The sequence below is a fragment of the Dyella sp. ASV21 genome, from assembly GCF_016428975.1.
Taxonomy (GTDB): Bacteria; Pseudomonadota; Gammaproteobacteria; order Xanthomonadales; family Rhodanobacteraceae; genus Dyella.
Map to the genome: position 1 here is coordinate 1 of NZ_JAELTT010000017.1, position 15,513 is coordinate 15,513.

The following is a 15,513-nucleotide window of genomic DNA, read 5'->3' on the forward strand; positions in this document are numbered from 1 at the left end:
GCTGGACCAAAAGCTGCGCGAAGTGCAGTCCTATATCCGCAGCGGCGGTGAAACCACCAGCCGCACGGTCCGCTTTGAAGTGGCGACGGGTGAGACGGCGCATACGTATACGGATGAGGCGAGGTTGCTGGAAGAGGGGCCGCTGCCGGTGAGGTCGGCGCGGGGCGGGTGCAAGCAAAACCTGGCGGTGGCGGACGATTCCAAATCCTGGAAGGCCTACTACCAACCCGAGGATGGGTACCCGGATTTGAGCGCATGGGTGGATCTGGAGGCCGGGACTCGTCCGAACATTGCTGCCAATAGTGGCCGCATGATTAATCGAGAGTTAGTCAAGAACGATCAAATCGCTCGCTTTTTCGGCCCCGGCGAAACGATAGGTAACGTGACGATCAAAGATACCAACCCTGGGGGGTTCTGGTGGTGGCTAGGCGAGGCACCTGTCAATGCGAAGCAATGGCGGGAGCAGGGGGCCGTTTTGGATGAGTGGAACCGCGACGGCTTTGTTGTCATCGGGCATATGACTCAAGACGCCGGCCCCAAGGTTGTAACGGGCACCATCGCGGAGCAGCTCAGCAGCAAGTTGCCGGGGCAGTATCTGCCCGGCGGTGCGCAACAGGCGTTCCTTGACCTTTCGAGCAACGCAAAGGGAGAGCTTCAGCGGTTAGCGTACGGCGTTGATGGAAAAGGTGGCGTGGTCGCCAGCGGCAAGCCCGCTCGGTGGGTAGACCCCGAATCGGGCATTGCCTTTGAAATACGTCCTACCGGCTGGAAGGATGCCAATGGTGTGCACGGCTTTGATGAGACATCGATCCCAGGCACCGTGCAAACCAAGAAGCTCCAGCCACGCGAGCAAACCACAAAGATCGAGGAAACCAGCCCATGAGTACTTACCCTCAGGGTGTCATGCTGCCCGATGACCACGAACGCCAGCAAATCTTCTACTGGCTCAAGCGCATCAGTTCGTATTCCGCATGGAATCGCATCCTCGACTATTACCGTGCGTGGGCCGCAGTAAGCGAGAAAAGCGTGCAGGCCGCCAGCGAGCGTGGTTTATCCGCAAAAACCGACGTGCCTGAATCGGATCTGGTGCGCACGCTTAAAGGTCTTGCTCACTGCGAAGAAGGCGTGCGTCGACTCAGGCGAGGCGACAAGCGCGTGTTCCAGTACAACGCGGAAGGCGAGTTTGTGATGGCGGGCTGCGCGTTGTCCGCTTGGGGAACAACCATGTATCGGGCCTCTGTCGGAGATATCCGCATTGATGAGAATAGTACGCCCTATTGGCAGGAATTCGATTTCGCGCGAACTCAGCTCAGTGAGGCTTGGGGTGAATGCTCACAGAAAATCATTGAGTCTCAATATATCGATGATCCCGCGCCCAATTCGTACAACCCAATCATGCGTGGAGCGCTACGTGACATGTGCTTTCCAGCGGACATGATGGAGATTCCCGATCCTGAGAAACATACGCTTGTCACAACGGACGGCATCATTCCTTTTTCTGGCATTTGGGAGCCGGTTGATCTGACTAAATCTGACCTGCACCCACTCCATGGCGACCAAATACCCTCCGCGCGCGAGATCTCTGTAGCCGGCACCATGAACTATCTGCATGGCGGTTCGAAGGCCCCGCTGTTACGAAGGGTGAACAATGGCAAAGGGGAGAGGATTCCCGCCGTATGGCGCCTCCTGTGGCGCGACGACCGCTATGAAGACGGCACTATTCCGGAGGAAGAGCGCGGCTATGTATTCCAGCAACCGGACCCTGCACGCCTGGCGCCCGAGCCCGAAGAGCTGCGCGGCGGCATGCGCGTATGGTCCGACGAACCGTGCCCTTACCCCGGAGTATGGAAATGCCTGGACGATCTGACGCTTAGTCCGCAGACGGTGGCGTTTGGCATTCCCATGCCGCGCCTGCAGGGCCGGCGGGTGATGTGGCGCTTGATGAAGGCGGTGTAGCTTGGGCAACTATCCGCCTGGCGTAATGCTGCCCAACGCGCGCGAACACCGGCGAATCTTCTACTGGCTCAGCTTTAAGGTGCCCAGAGCTTCGTCATGGCTGAGAGCCTGCAGAAAACATGGCCGCGAATACAAGGCGGTCGGCACCGCTCATTCGACACGCGATCTCCATGCAGTTGTCATAGCGTGTGCGCGCTGATCCGTTTGCGTACGGTCTAAACGTGTTGTCGTAGGCATTCGGTCGCGTCTGTGTGAAAAATGGTGCTCTTAGTAAAAAGCCCCGGTCTTGCGACCGGGGCTTTTTCTTTTGCGAGGCAAGCGTGGTTCGATCAGGCGCCGCGGCGCGGATCCGAATCGAAGGGCTGCATGCCGCTCGGCGGGGTGTTGCCACTGGGCGGCAGCGCGTTGCCTTCGCTTGCAGCACCGCCGTGACCCTGGCGGATGGAGTGCGAAGCTTCGTCCATCTTGTCGCCCAGCATGCGGCGCACCACCACGTAGAACACCGGGATCAGCAGCAGACCCAGGATGGTGGCGAACAGCATGCCGCCGATCACGCCCGTACCGATGGCGTGACGCGCATTGGCGCCGGCACCGGTGGAGATGAACAGCGGAAGCACGCCGAGGATGAACGCCATCGAGGTCATCAGGATGGGGCGCAGACGCAGGCGGGCCGCCTGGACCACACCTTCGCGCAGCGTCTTGCCTTCCTGCTGCTGCTCCACCGCGAACTCCACGATCAGGATCGCGTTCTTCGCGGCCAGGCCGATCACCGTGATCATGCCGATCTTGAAGTAGATGTCGTTGGGCAGGCCGCGCAGCATGGTGAAAACCACCGCGCCCAGCACGCCCAGCGGCACTACCAGCAGTACCGACACCGGGATGGACCAGCTTTCGTACAGTGCGGCAAGGCACAGGAACACGATGAAGATGGACAGCACCATCAGCAAGGTGGCGGCGTTGCCGGCCAGGATTTCCTGGTACGACTGGCCGGTCCAGTCATAGCCAAAGCCCTTGGGCAGGTTGTCGTTGATGATGCCTTCGAGCACACCCATGGCCTGGCCGGTGGAGTAGCCGGGGCCTTCGTTACCCACGATTTCCACCGCCGAGTAGCCGTTGTAGCGGGTGAGTGCGGGGGCCGCCATGCTCCAGTCAGCCTTCACCACGCTGGCCAACGGGATCATGTTGTTGGTGGTGGGCGAGCTGCTGGCGGTGGCCAGCGAGCTGGGCGTGTAGATGTGCTGCAGTGCTTCCGGACCCATGCGGTAGGGGGCGTCGGCCTGCACCATCACGCGCTTCACGCGGCCGCCATAGGAGAAGTCGTTGACGTACACCGGGGCCAGCATGAGCTGGATCGCGTTGTACACATCGCTCACCGACAGACCCATGGCCTGCGCCTGCACGCGGTCCACGCTCAGATTGAGCTGCGGGGCGCTTTCCAGCGTATTCGGACGCACGCCGACCAGGGCCGGACTTTGCGCAGCCTTACCCAGCAGGATGTTGCGGGCATCGGTGAGTTCGTCACGCGACTGGCCGGCACGTGCCTGCAGGTACATGTCGATGCCGCCGAACTGACTGAGGCCGCGGATGGTGGGCAGGTTGACCACGAAGATCTGCGCATCGCGGATGCCGTGCAGCTTCATGTTGGCCTGCTGGATGAACTGCGTCGCGGTGACATCGCGCGCACTCCAGTCCTTCAGGCGGATGAAGTTCATGCCGGTGTTCTCGCCCTGGCCCACAAAGCTGAAGCCGGAGATCTGGAACACGCCATCGACGGCCGGGTCCTTCTTCAGCACGTCGCGGATTTCCTCCATTACGTGCTGTGTGCGCTGCAGGCTGGCGCCCGGGGGCAGCGAGACGATGGCCAGCGCGTAACCCTGGTCCTCGTCGGGCACGAAGCTGGTGGGCAGCTTGGTGAACAGGAAACCGCACAGCAGCGACACCAGTACGAACACCACCATCCAGCGCGGCGCGTGCTTGATGGCACTGCCGATGTGGCCGGTATAGGTGTGCGTCACCCAGTCGAACATGTCGTTGAACTTGCGGTAGACGATGTTCTTCTTTTCGGTGTGCGTGGGCTTGAGGATGGTGGCGCACAGTGCCGGGGTGAACGACAGTGCAAGGAACGCAGAGAAGCCCATCGATACGGCGATGGTCAGCGCGAACTGCTTGTAGATCACGCCCGAGGCGCCCGGTTGCAGCGCGGACGGCACGAACACCGCCGCCAGCACGACGGTGATGGCCACCACCGCGCCGGTGATCTGGCCCATGGCCTTGCGCGTCGCTTCCTTCGGAGACAGGTGCTCCTCGGTCATGATGCGCTCGACGTTCTCGATCACCACGATCGCGTCGTCCACCACGATACCAATGGCCAGCACCATGCCGAACAGGGTGAGCTGGTTGACGGTGAAGCCCAGCGGCAGCAGACCCAGGAAGGTGCCCAGCAGTGCCACCGGAATGACCAGGGTGGGGATGATGGTGGCCCGGAAGTTCTGCAGGAACAGCAGCATCACCAGGAACACGAGCACCACGGCTTCGATCAGCGTATGCACCACTTCTTCGATCGAGATCTTCACGAAGGTGGTGGAGTCATACGGGGCGAACCAGGTCACGCCCTCCGGGAAGCTCTTGGCGAGGTCGGTCATCTTGGCGCGCACGGCCGTGGCCACGTCCAGCGCATTGGCGCCGGGCAGCAACTGCACACCGAACGAACCGGTGGAGATACCGTTCCAGGTCGCGGCAAAGCCATAGCTCTGCGGACCGAAATCAATACGCGCCACGTCGCTGAGCTTCACCACCGTGCCGTCTGCATTGGCGCGCAGGATGATGTTGTTGAACTCACCGGGGTTGGCAAAGCGACCCTCGGCCGACACCGTCACGCTGAAACCCTGGCCGTTGACGGCCGGGTCCGAGCCCAGCGAGCCCGCGGCGAACTGCACGTTCTGCGTCTGCAGTGCGTTCAGTACCTGGGTTGCCGACAAGCCATAACCCTGCAGCTTGTCCGGGTTGAGCCAAACGCGCATGGCGTACTCGGCACCCAGCTGGCGCGTGCTGCCCACGCCCGGGATACGGGCGATCTGGTCGAGCACCTGCGAGGACACGATATCGGTGAGCTTGTCGCCGTCGATATCCGGGTTGCTGGAAGTCAGCGCCACGAACATCAGGAAGTCCGGGTTGCTCTTGGCAACCACTACGCCCTGTTGGGTCACCTCGGTCGGCAGACGCGGGGTGGCCAGCGACACCTTGTTCTGCACCTGCACCTGGGCAATGTCAGGATCGGTGCCGGTTTCGAAGGTGAGCGTGATGGTCGCCGAGCCGCTGGAGCTGGACGAGGAGCTGAAGTAGAGCAGGTGGTCGATACCGGTGAGCTGCTGCTCGATCACCTGGGTAACGGTTTTTTCGGTGGTGTCAGCGCTGGCGCCGGGATAGGTGGCGTTGACCGTCACCTGCGGCGGAGCGATGTTCGGGTACGACTCGATACCCATGTTGAGCACCGCGATGGTGCCGCACAAGGAGATCAGAATCGCCACCACCCACGCAAAAATGGGGCGGTCGATAAAGAAACTGGGCATGGTCTACTCCCTTACTTGCCGCCGGCCGGCTTGGCACCCGCCTGCGGCGCGCCCGGCATGCCGGCGCCTCCCGGCGCGGCCTGCTGGTCGGGCTGCCACGGCGAAGCCTTGGCCGGTGCGCCTTCCTTGACGCGCTGCAGGCCGGACACCACAACCTGGTCGCCTGCCTGCAGGCCCTTGGTCACGATCCAGTTGCTGCCGGTGGTGTCGTTGGCGGTGACGTTCTTGCGCACGACCTTGCCATCGGCGCCCACCACCATGGTGTACGCACCGGCGGTATCGCGCAGCAGGGCGGCCTGGGGCACCAGGAACACGTTGTGCTGTTCACCCAAGTTGGCGCTGATGGTCACGTACTGGCCCGGCAGCAGCGTCCGGTCGGCGTTGGGCAGCAGCGCGCGCAGGTTCACCGCGCCGGTAGCCGGGTTCACCGTGGTGTCGGAGAAATCGAGCGTGCCCTGTTGGCCGTACACGGAGCCATCGGGCAGGGTCACTTCCACCGTGGCCTTGTTCTGCTGCTGCAGCGTCACGTTGCCGGACGCCTGCGCGCGGCGCAGCTGGTCCAGGTCGGACACGCTCATGGTGAAGTTCACGTAGAGCGGGTCGAGTTGGTCGACCGTGGTCAGCAGCGTGGCGTTGGAGCCGGTGTCGGCGGTGCTGTTGCCGACGATAGCGCCCTCGGTCACCTGCTGCTGGCCTGCGCGGCCGTCGATCGGCGCGGTGACGTTGGTGTAGCTCAAGTTCACCTTGGCCGTGACCACTGCTGCCTGGGCCTGCTGCACGCCGGCAGCGGCCGAGCGCTCGGCGGCTTCGTCGGCGTCCAGCTGGGCGCGGGAGATGTAACCCTTCGGCACCAGCGAGCGGTCGCGTTCGGCCACGACGTGAGCATTGGTATAGGTGGCCTTGGCCGAAGCCAGGGCGGCCTGTGCCGAGTTCAGCGCGGCCTGGTACGGCGCCGGGTCGATCTGGAACAGCAACTGGCCAGCCTTGACGTCGGTGCCTTCCTTATAGACGCGCTTAAGCACCACGCCCGAGACACGGGCGCGCACGTCGGCGCTGCGATAGGGAGAAAGGCGACCCACCAGGCTTTTGCGCAGCGGCTCGCTCTGCGGCTGGACCTTGACCACACCCACTTCCGGCGGGGGCATCTGCGGCGGGCCTTGCTCCTTGCCTTTGCCGCAGGCGGCCAGTGAGAGCAAGCCAAGGCACAACAGGGGTGTGCGCAGTGACGTGGACTTCATGTGGGCTCCATTCTCTTTTTTAATGTGGTCGGGGATGCAGCTTGTCGTCGCCGCTCCGGGCGACGACCGAAGATCGTTAGGCACCAAGCACACGACAACCCCGCTTGCCATCAAGCCCTTGGAGTGAGCGAGAGGCGGGCAGGGACGTAGCCGTGGCTCGATACAAAAGCAGCCGAGCGTGGACTATACCGTACAGTTTACAATTTGTAGAGCCGTTGACTGGCCCGGAAAAAGCTGAGCAAAACAGCCGCTCCCGTCGTCACGCGCAAAAAAGCCGTACCCCTGGGCAGATCCAGTGCTACCAATTTTGGCGCATAACCGTGAAGGAAGGGTGTCGGTAGAGCGGGTCGGCAGGGATGGGGATGCCAAACCGGCATAGTGCCAGCGCCCCAGGCGATTGGCCTGTGCCGATGGTTCGCTTGCGCTCGGGCGACGGGGCGGCACAAAGCCACCGCAAGTCCCGCGGGTGGCGCCGTCGGTGGGCATGTTTCGCATGCGCCGAATCACCCTCTGCGCCGAGGGCGAATGCCGTGTTGCGATGCAGCGTCTGTGCTGACGCGCGTGCCCGACATACGCACGGGTATTGCCTGGGGCCGCGCGCGCGCCAAGCGCCGCGGATGACGCCAACGTCATGAGGCCTTCACCTTTTTCCGCCGAAAGCGTTACGTGTTACGCGCATCGCTGGCAAAGGCAAGCCATGGGAAGGGCATTTGCTGCAACGGCGTCATAGCCGACCGCTCGCTGAAATGGCCTTGGAAAGAAGGTGGAATAGGCATGACGCGGAGCGTATCCTTCTAGAGCTTTTTTGCCCTATTCCGTTTCCCCAAAACAGTAGATGCCATGAACGCGATTCGTGCGGCTAGCAACAGCTCCTTCCCCACTGTTGTTTTCGAAGAATTGAAGCAGAGCGGATTCCCCACCCAGCGCCTTGATGAGGCGCAATTTTTTATCAGCGCCTTCTTTGCGCGCATGGCCGATGGTGACCTTGCACTGCACACCACGGCCGAGTGGGCCGCGCTGGTGGCCGACCTGCTTAACTTCATGCAGCAGCGCCAGGCCGGCCGCGCGTCGGTGCGCGTGGTCAATCCGACGACCGGTCATGCCGGCCGCAGCTACATCCAGGTCGTCACCGACGACATGCCCTTCCTGGTCGATACCGTCACCATGGTGGCGTCGGAGCATTTGCAGATCCACGCGGTGATCCATCCGGTGGTGAACGCCTCGCGCGATGCTTCCGGCAAGCTGATCAAGCTGGGCGCTGAAGATGCACAGCCGGAATCGGTGATGCATTTCGAAGTGGATCGCGTGGCCGATGCCGACGCGCAGGCCAAGCTCAAGGAGCAACTGGAGAACGCGCTCGACGACGTACGCACCGCCGTCAACGACTGGCCGAAGATGCGCGACAAGGCGCTGGCCATCGCCGCCGACCTGCCATCCCGCCAGCTTCCGCTCGATGCGGCAGCGGTGAAGGAGGCGGCAGAGTTCCTCCGCTGGCTGGCGGACGACAACTTCACCTTCCTGGGTTATCGCGAATACGAAGTCACCGAAGCTGACGGCGAAGAAGTGCTGCGCGCGGTGGAAACCTCGGGCATGGGCATCTTGCACAAGAGTGAGCGCTCGCTGGCGCCGCGTTCGCTGCGCACGCTGGTCGCGCATGACCTGCCGCAGTCCGGCTCCACCGACGCCATCATCCTGACCAAGACCAATGCGCGCTCGCATGCGCATCGTTCGGGTTACATGGATTACGTGGGCGTGCTCAAGTTCGACGCCAACGGCAAGCCGGTGGCCGAGCAGCGCTTCCTGGGCCTGTTTACCTCCAACGCCTATATGGCGCGTCCGCAGGATGTGCCGCTGGTGCGTCAGAAGTACGAATACGTGATGGACCACTCGGGCCTCAAGCGCGATTCGCATTCGGGCAAGGCGCTGCGCCACATCCTGGAAACGCTGCCGCGCGACGAGCTGTTCCAGAGTAGCGACGAAGAACTCTACGCCAACGCCATGGGCACGCTGGAGCTGCGCCAGCGCGCACGCACCCGCCTGTTCGTGCGCCGCGACCGCTACGGCCGCTTCGTGAGCTGCCTGGTCTATGTGCCGCGCGATCGCTTCAACACCACGGTGCGCGAGCGCATTGAAGCGCTGCTGCGCAACGCCATGCGTGGCGAGAATATCGATTCGTCCGTGCTGATGGGCGAAGCCGCCCTGGTTCGTCTGTATGTGGTGGTGCGTCCGAAGATCGGCGATCAGGTGCAGTACGACATCGCCGAGCTGGAGAAGGGCGTGGCCGCCATCGTGCGCAACTGGCAGGACGACCTGCGCGATGCGCTGGTCGCCAAGCTGGGGGATCACGATGGCGTGGTGCTGGCCAACCGCTTCGCCAAGGCGATGCCGGCCGGCTACGTGGAAGACGTGTCGCCCACGGCGGCCGCCGAGGACGTACGCCAACTGTCCCTGCTGAAGGGCGACGATGCCGTGCGCATGTCGTTCTATCACCCGGAAGCGCGCCCGGAAGAACTGCGCTTCAAGATCTACCGCAGTGGCGGTGACATTGCCCTGTCCGAAGTGCTGCCGCAGTTGGAGAACCTGGGTCTGCGCGTGCTGACCGAGCACCTGTACGACGTACACGTGGACGGTGCTCAGCTGCATATTCAGGACTTCGAAGTGCAGACCGCGGGCAGCCTCGCCTTTGGCGTGGAGCAGGTCGGCTCGTTGTTCGAGGACGCCTTCGAGCAGATCTGGCGCGGCAACGCGGAGAACGACGGCTTCAACCGCCTCGTGCTCGGCGCCAAGCTGAGCTGGCGCCAGATCGCCATGCTGCGCGGCTACTGCAAGTACCTGTTGCAGACCGGCGTGACCTTCTCGCAGAACTACATGGAAGACGCCTTCAACCGCTATCCGGCCATTGCCGGCCTGCTGGTGGAACTGTTCCTGGCCAAGTTCGATCCGCGCCGCGAAACGCTGAGCGCTGACGAACTCAAGCGTGCCGGCGAGCTGCTGCGCGGCGAGATGCAGGCGTTGATCCCCGAGGCGGTGCGCAGTGCGCATCCGGGCCTCATCGATGGCCTGGTGGGTGCGCTCTCCAAGCCGCGCGCCGAGCAGATCGCCGTGGTGGAAGAAACCATCGGCACCCTGCTGGAAACCGTCTCCAGCCTGGACGACGATCGCATCCTGCGCAGCTTCATGTCGCTGATCCGCAGCACCCTGCGCACCAGCTTCTTCCAGCAGTGGGGCGGCCAGTACCGCAGCTACATCAGCTACAAGTTCGACTCGCATCGCGTGCCCGAACTGCCCAAGCCGGTGCCGTACCGCGAAATTTTCGTGTGTGCCCCGCGCGTGGAGGGCATCCACCTGCGCTTTGGCCCGGTGGCCCGCGGTGGCCTGCGCTGGTCCGATCGCCGCGAAGACTTCCGCACCGAAGTGCTGGGTCTGGTGAAGGCGCAGATGGTGAAGAACACCGTGATCGTGCCGGTGGGCTCCAAGGGTGGCTTCTTCGTCAAGCGTCCGCCGGTGAACGGCGACCGCGATACGCAGCTGGCCGAAGGTATCGCCTGCTACCGCATGTTCATAAGCGGCCTGCTGGATATCACCGACAACCTGGTGGAAGGGAAGGTCGTCGCGCCGCACGACGTGGTGCGCCACGACCAGGACGATCCGTACCTGGTGGTGGCCGCCGACAAGGGCACCGCCACGTTCTCCGACATTGCCAATGCCATCTCGGTGGAACACGGCTTCTGGCTGGGCGACGCGTTCGCCTCCGGCGGCTCCAACGGCTACGACCACAAGGGCATGGGCATCACCGCCAAGGGTGCATGGGAGTCGGTCAAGCGCCACTTCCGCGCGCTGGGTCGCGACAGCCAGAGCCAGGATTTCACCTGCGTGGGCGTGGGCGACATGTCGGGCGACGTGTTCGGCAACGGCATGCTGCTGTCCAAGCACATCCGCCTTCTGGCCGCGTTCGATCATCGCCATATTTTCCTCGACCCGAATCCGGATGCGGCGCGTTCGTACGTGGAACGCGAGCGCCTGTTCAAGCTTCCGCGTTCGAGCTGGGAGGACTACGACAAGTCGTTGATCTCGGCCGGTGGCGGCGTGTATGCGCGCACGCTCAAATCCATTCCGATCTCGCCGGAAGTGCGCGCCGTGCTCGGCCTGCAGGCCGGCGTGACGCAGCTGGCGCCGTCGGACCTGCTCAGCGCCATCCTCAAGGCGCCGGTGGATCTGCTGTGGAACGGCGGCATCGGCACCTACGTGAAGGCCAGCAGCGAAACGCACGCCGACGTGGGTGACCGCGCCAACAATGCGCTGCGCATCAATGGTGGCGAGCTGCGTTGCAAGGTGGTGGGCGAGGGCGGCAACCTGGGCTTTACCCAGAAGGGCCGCATCGAAGCCGCCCAGCATGGCGTGTTGCTCAACACCGATTTCATCGACAACTCGGCCGGCGTGGACACCTCCGATCACGAGGTGAACATCAAGATCCTGCTCGGTGATGCCGTGCAGCGCAATGAGCTCACGCTCGAGCAGCGCAATACGCTGCTGGCCAGCATGACCGACGAAGTGGGTCAGCTGGTGCTGTGGGACAACTACCGCCAGAACCAGGCCATTACCTTGATGGAGCACCAGTCGGTGCACCGTATCGGCTCGATGGCGCACTTCATCCGCATGCTGGAAAGCGAAGGCTTGCTGGATCGTCAGGTCGAGAACCTGCCGGGCGAAGCGGAGTTGACCGAGCGCAAGACGCGCGGCATCGGCATGACCCGTCCGGAACTGTCGGTGCTGCTGTCCTACGACAAGATCAAGCTGTACCAGCAGTTGCTCGAATCGGATGTGCCGGAAGACGCCTACCTGTCCAAGGAACTGGTGCGCTACTTCCCCGAGCCGCTGCATACCAAGTATGCCGATCATATGCAGCGTCACCGCCTCAAGCGCGAAATCATCGCCACGGCCGTGACCAACTCCACCATCAACCGCATGGGCGCCACCTTCATGATGCGCATGCAGGAAGATACCGGACAGGGACCGGCGGCCATCGCCAAGGCCTATACGGCGGCGCGTGAGATCCTCGGCGCGCGCGAACTGTGGTCCGAGATCGAGGCACTGGACAGCAAGGTGGCCGAGGGCACGCAGATCGATGCGATCCTGCAGATCTGGTCGCTGCTGCGTCATCTCACCCGTTGGTTGCTCAACCGTCCGGGCGGCACGCTGGACATCAACGCCAACGTGGAACGCTACCAGGCAGGCGTGATGGAGCTGTGGGCGGCGCTGCCGAACGCGCTCACCGAAACCGGCAAGGCGGATTTCTCCACCAGTCAGGAAAAGTGGGAAGGCCTGGGTCTGCCCGCCGAACTGTCGCTGCGCCTGGCGCGAATCCCCGAATTGCGCGCCATGCTCGACATCGTGGAAGTCGCTCAGCAGAGCGGCCAGCCGATCACCCAGGTGGCCGGCGTGTTCTACGAACTGGGCGAGTCGTTGGACCTGGAATGGCTGCGCAGCCAGATCGAGGCCCTGCCGGTGGAAGGCGCCTGGCATGCCCAGGCCCGCGGTTCGCTGCTGGACGAGTTGAACCACCAGCATCGTGCGCTGGCCTTGCAAGTGCTGTCGATGACCGCCGATGCCAAGGGCATTTCGCCGGTGCAAGCATGGCTGCAGCGTGACGACGCCACGCTGAAGTACACCCGCAACATGCTGGCGGAAATCCTCACCCAGAACGCGGACTACCCGATCGCCTCGGTCGCGGTCCGCCGCCTGGCGCAGCTGGCACAGGTGCCGGTGAACCAGTAAGCCGATGCGTTGTTCCCGCGGCGCCTGAATAGGGGCCGCGGGGATGACCCACAGCTCACTTGGCAGTAACCCCGAAGGGCGCAGGCCGACAACGGTCTTGCGCCCTTCGTGTATCTACGTTCAACTGGTGGCCTCGTTTCCCGACCGCTGTCAGGCCCCATGCGCTTCGCTTTCGTCGCCAGCGACACCAATGTTGCCCAACAGGCCCGCCGCAAGCTCGTCGAACGCTACAGCGACGCGCCGCCGGAACAGGCCGACGTCATCGTGGCCCTGGGCGGCGACGGCTTCATGCTGCGCACCCTGCACGCCTACCGCGCGTTGCCGGCGCCGGTCTATGGCATGAAGCTGGGGCGCGTGGGCTTTCTGATGAACAAGCACCGCCTGGATGAGCTGGAAGATCGCATTGCACGCGCACACGCGGCCGTGCTGTATCCACTGGAAATGCGCACGGTGGATATCGCGGGCGAAGTGCATCATGCGCTGGCCTTCAACGAAGTCTCGCTGCTGCGCCAGAGCAACCAGGCCGCGCACCTGGAGGTAAAGCTCAACGACACGGTGAAGCTCGCCACCCTGGTGTGCGATGGCATCCTGGTCTCCACGCCAGCCGGTTCCACCGCCTATAACCTCTCCGCGCATGGTCCCATTCTGCCGCTGGATGCGAACGTGCTGGCGCTTACCCCCATCAGCCCCTTCCGTCCACGCCGCTGGCGCGGCGCGATCCTGCCGCATCGCACCTTGGTCACGTTGCGCGTGCTCGATCCAGGCAAGCGCCCGGTCAGTGCCACGGCGGACTTCCACGAAGTACGCGATATCCGGGAAGTCGACATTCGCCAATCGGCCGGGCAGGGCGTGAAGCTGCTGTTCGATCCGGAGCACAACCTCGAGCAGCGCATCCTGGATGAGCAATTCGCGCAGGATTGAGGGCTGGTCATCCTGTGCCGTGGCCTGTAAAGGCCTGGAGCCGTTTCCGTCTGACGGACGCGTCTTTTGCTAGATTGACGGCATGAAAACTCCCGCACCCGACGCTCACGATCGCTCCGCTGCCGGCGACAACCGCTTGGTCGTCGCCATTTCCTCGCGTGCTCTGTTCGATCTTGGCGATAGCCATGCCTTGTTCGAGCGCGATGGGCTGGATGCGTATCGCGAGTTCCAGATCGATCACGAGAACGAGATTCTCAAGCCGGGCGTGGCCTTTCCGCTGGTACAGAAACTGCTCGACCTCAACAAGCTGGCCGGCGATGTGCCGCCGGTGGAAGTTATCTTGCTGTCGCGCAACTCGGGCGATACCGGGTTGCGCATTTTCAATGCCATCCAGCATTACGGGCTGGAGATCAGCCGTGCCGCATTCACCAGTGGGGCACCCACCTCCGACTACATCGCGCCCTTCAAAGCCGACCTGTTTCTTTCCGCCAATGCGGAAGACGTGGGCCGCGCGCTGGCCGCGGGTGTTGCCGCTGCCACCATCCTGCCGTCCACCGCGCCGCCGCGCGCCACCGAGCAGTTGCGCATCGCCTTTGACGGCGATGCGGTGATTTTTGGGGATGAGGGTGAGCGCGTGTCGCGCGAGGAAGGCTTGGAAGCCTTTCATCGCAGTGAGCGCGAGCGAGCGGACGAGCCGCTCTCGGTGGGGCCCTTCCGTGGGTTTCTGTCGGCAGTGCATCGCCTGCAGGCGGCGTTCCCGGCGGAGGATTCCCCCATCCGCACCGCCTTGGTCACCGCGCGTTCGGCGCCCGCCCATAAGCGCGTGATCCTTACCCTGCGTCGCTGGGGTGTGCGTATCGACGAGGCGCTGTTTCTCGGTGGCCGCGACAAGGGACCGTTCCTGGAAGCCTTTGGCGCGGACATCTTCTTCGACGATTCACCGGCCAACGTGGAGTCGGCGCGCAAGCACGTAGCTACGGGACATGTGCCACATGGCGTAAGTAATCGCTGAGTCGTCCGCTGCACCGGCTTCCGGCAACGCAGCGGCAGGCCTCAGGGCACCGAGTGGCCCTTGCTGGCGGTCCAGATGGCGTACCAGTCTTCGGCATCCAGGGTGACAGCGAGGGCGGCCACTGCGTCGCGCAGACCCTCGATGCGGCCGGTGCCGGTGATCGGGTGCGGGCGCGAGGGGTGACGCAGCACCCAGGCAAAAGCGAGCGTGGCGAGGTTGATGTTGTAGCGTTCGGCGATGCGTGTCATCTCGGCGCGCAGGCGCGTGGCCTGTTCGTCGTCAGCGCTGAACAGGCGGCCGCCGCCCAGCGGCGACCAGATCATCGGGCGTGCGCCTAGCTGCTGCGCCTGATCGAGCGTGCCGTCATCCAGCGCGGCCAGGTGCAGCGGCGAGAGTTCGAGCTGGTTGGTGAGCAGCGGGTGATGCTGGTTCAGCAAGGCGAACTGGCTGGCCGAATGGTTGGACACGCCCCAATGCGCCACCTTGCCCTCGCGGGTGAGTGTGGCGAAGGTGTCGGCCAGCGCTGCGGCATCCATCAGGTAATCGGGGCGGTGAATCAGCACCAGGTCGAGCTGTTCGGTATGCAGGTTGCGCAGCGACTGTTCCACCTGGGCGCGTACGTAGGCTGCCGAAGTGTCGTAGTAGTTGATGCGATAGGGCCGGTTGGCCGAGCGCAAGCGGATGCCGCACTTGGTGATCAGCTGCATGCGTTGGCGCAGGGCGGGGGCGGCTTTGAGCGCTTCGCCAAACAGCGCTTCGGCCTGATAGTCGCCGTAGATATCCGCATGGTCGAACGAGGTGATGCCCAACTCCAGCGCTTGTTCGATCCAGCGCACGCGTTCGTCCACGCTGAGATTCCAGTCCTTGACGCGCCAGAGTCCGGCGACGATGGGGGACAACGTAAAAGCAGAAGGCGACATGGCAGCGTACGGAGTAAACGGGGCAGGCAGTGTGCCAAGCCTGGTGCCGCCGCGCCAGCCAAGCCGCCGGGCCGGGTCGCCCGTTCCGCGGCATGCGTGCACTGCGGAACGAGCGGAGACAA

General features: G+C 63.6%; 7 protein-coding genes and 1 pseudogene. 5 read left to right on the forward strand and 3 right to left on the reverse strand.

Going from position 1 to position 15,513, the window contains the following annotated elements; translation table 11 throughout:
- Together JHD67_RS22315 and JHD67_RS07990 are read left to right on the forward strand one after the other, a co-directional pair.
- Positions 1-883, forward strand: a pseudogene (locus tag JHD67_RS22315) (hypothetical protein); the annotation flags it as partial.
- Positions 880-1,956: an Imm71 family immunity protein gene (locus tag JHD67_RS07990; protein WP_199098646.1), complete on the forward strand. Its 1,077-nt coding sequence runs from the start codon at positions 880-882 to the stop codon at positions 1,954-1,956. The pseudogene JHD67_RS22315 and the gene JHD67_RS07990, both read left to right, overlap by 4 nt.
- A 329-nt stretch (positions 1,957-2,285) precedes the next feature.
- Here JHD67_RS07990 and JHD67_RS07995 read toward each other — a convergent pair whose 3' ends face one another.
- Together JHD67_RS07995 and JHD67_RS08000 are read right to left on the reverse strand one after the other, a co-directional pair.
- The gene (locus tag JHD67_RS07995; protein WP_199098647.1) at positions 2,286-5,525 is read right to left on the reverse strand and encodes a multidrug efflux RND transporter permease subunit; all 3,240 of its coding nucleotides are present in this window, start codon (positions 5,523-5,525) and stop codon (positions 2,286-2,288) included.
- A gap of 11 nt (positions 5,526-5,536) precedes the next feature.
- A complete protein-coding gene (locus JHD67_RS08000) occupies positions 5,537-6,763 on the reverse strand; it encodes an efflux RND transporter periplasmic adaptor subunit (RefSeq protein ID WP_199098648.1) in 1,227 nt (408 codons plus the stop codon).
- 840 nt (positions 6,764-7,603) lie between these two features.
- On the opposite strand from JHD67_RS08000, the gene JHD67_RS08005 reads away from it, so the two are divergent.
- The 3 genes from JHD67_RS08005 (at position 7,604) to JHD67_RS08015 (ending at position 14,471) form a co-directional block, all read left to right on the forward strand.
- Positions 7,604-12,538, forward strand: coding sequence for an NAD-glutamate dehydrogenase domain-containing protein (locus JHD67_RS08005; protein ID WP_199098649.1), 4,935 nt, complete (start codon positions 7,604-7,606; stop codon positions 12,536-12,538).
- Between the two features lie 147 nt (positions 12,539-12,685).
- A complete protein-coding gene (locus JHD67_RS08010) occupies positions 12,686-13,459 on the forward strand; it encodes an NAD kinase (protein ID WP_199098700.1) in 774 nt (257 codons plus the stop codon).
- Positions 13,460-13,541: 82 nt separating this feature from the next.
- Positions 13,542-14,471: a 5'-nucleotidase gene (locus tag JHD67_RS08015; protein WP_199098650.1), complete on the forward strand. Its 930-nt coding sequence runs from the start codon at positions 13,542-13,544 to the stop codon at positions 14,469-14,471.
- Between the two features lie 41 nt (positions 14,472-14,512).
- Here the strand turns inward: JHD67_RS08015 and JHD67_RS08020 are convergent, their stop codons facing one another.
- On the reverse strand, positions 14,513-15,391 hold the full coding sequence (locus JHD67_RS08020) for an aldo/keto reductase (RefSeq protein ID WP_199098651.1): 879 nt from the start codon (positions 15,389-15,391) through the stop codon (positions 14,513-14,515).
- Between the last annotated feature and the right edge of the window lie 122 nt (positions 15,392-15,513).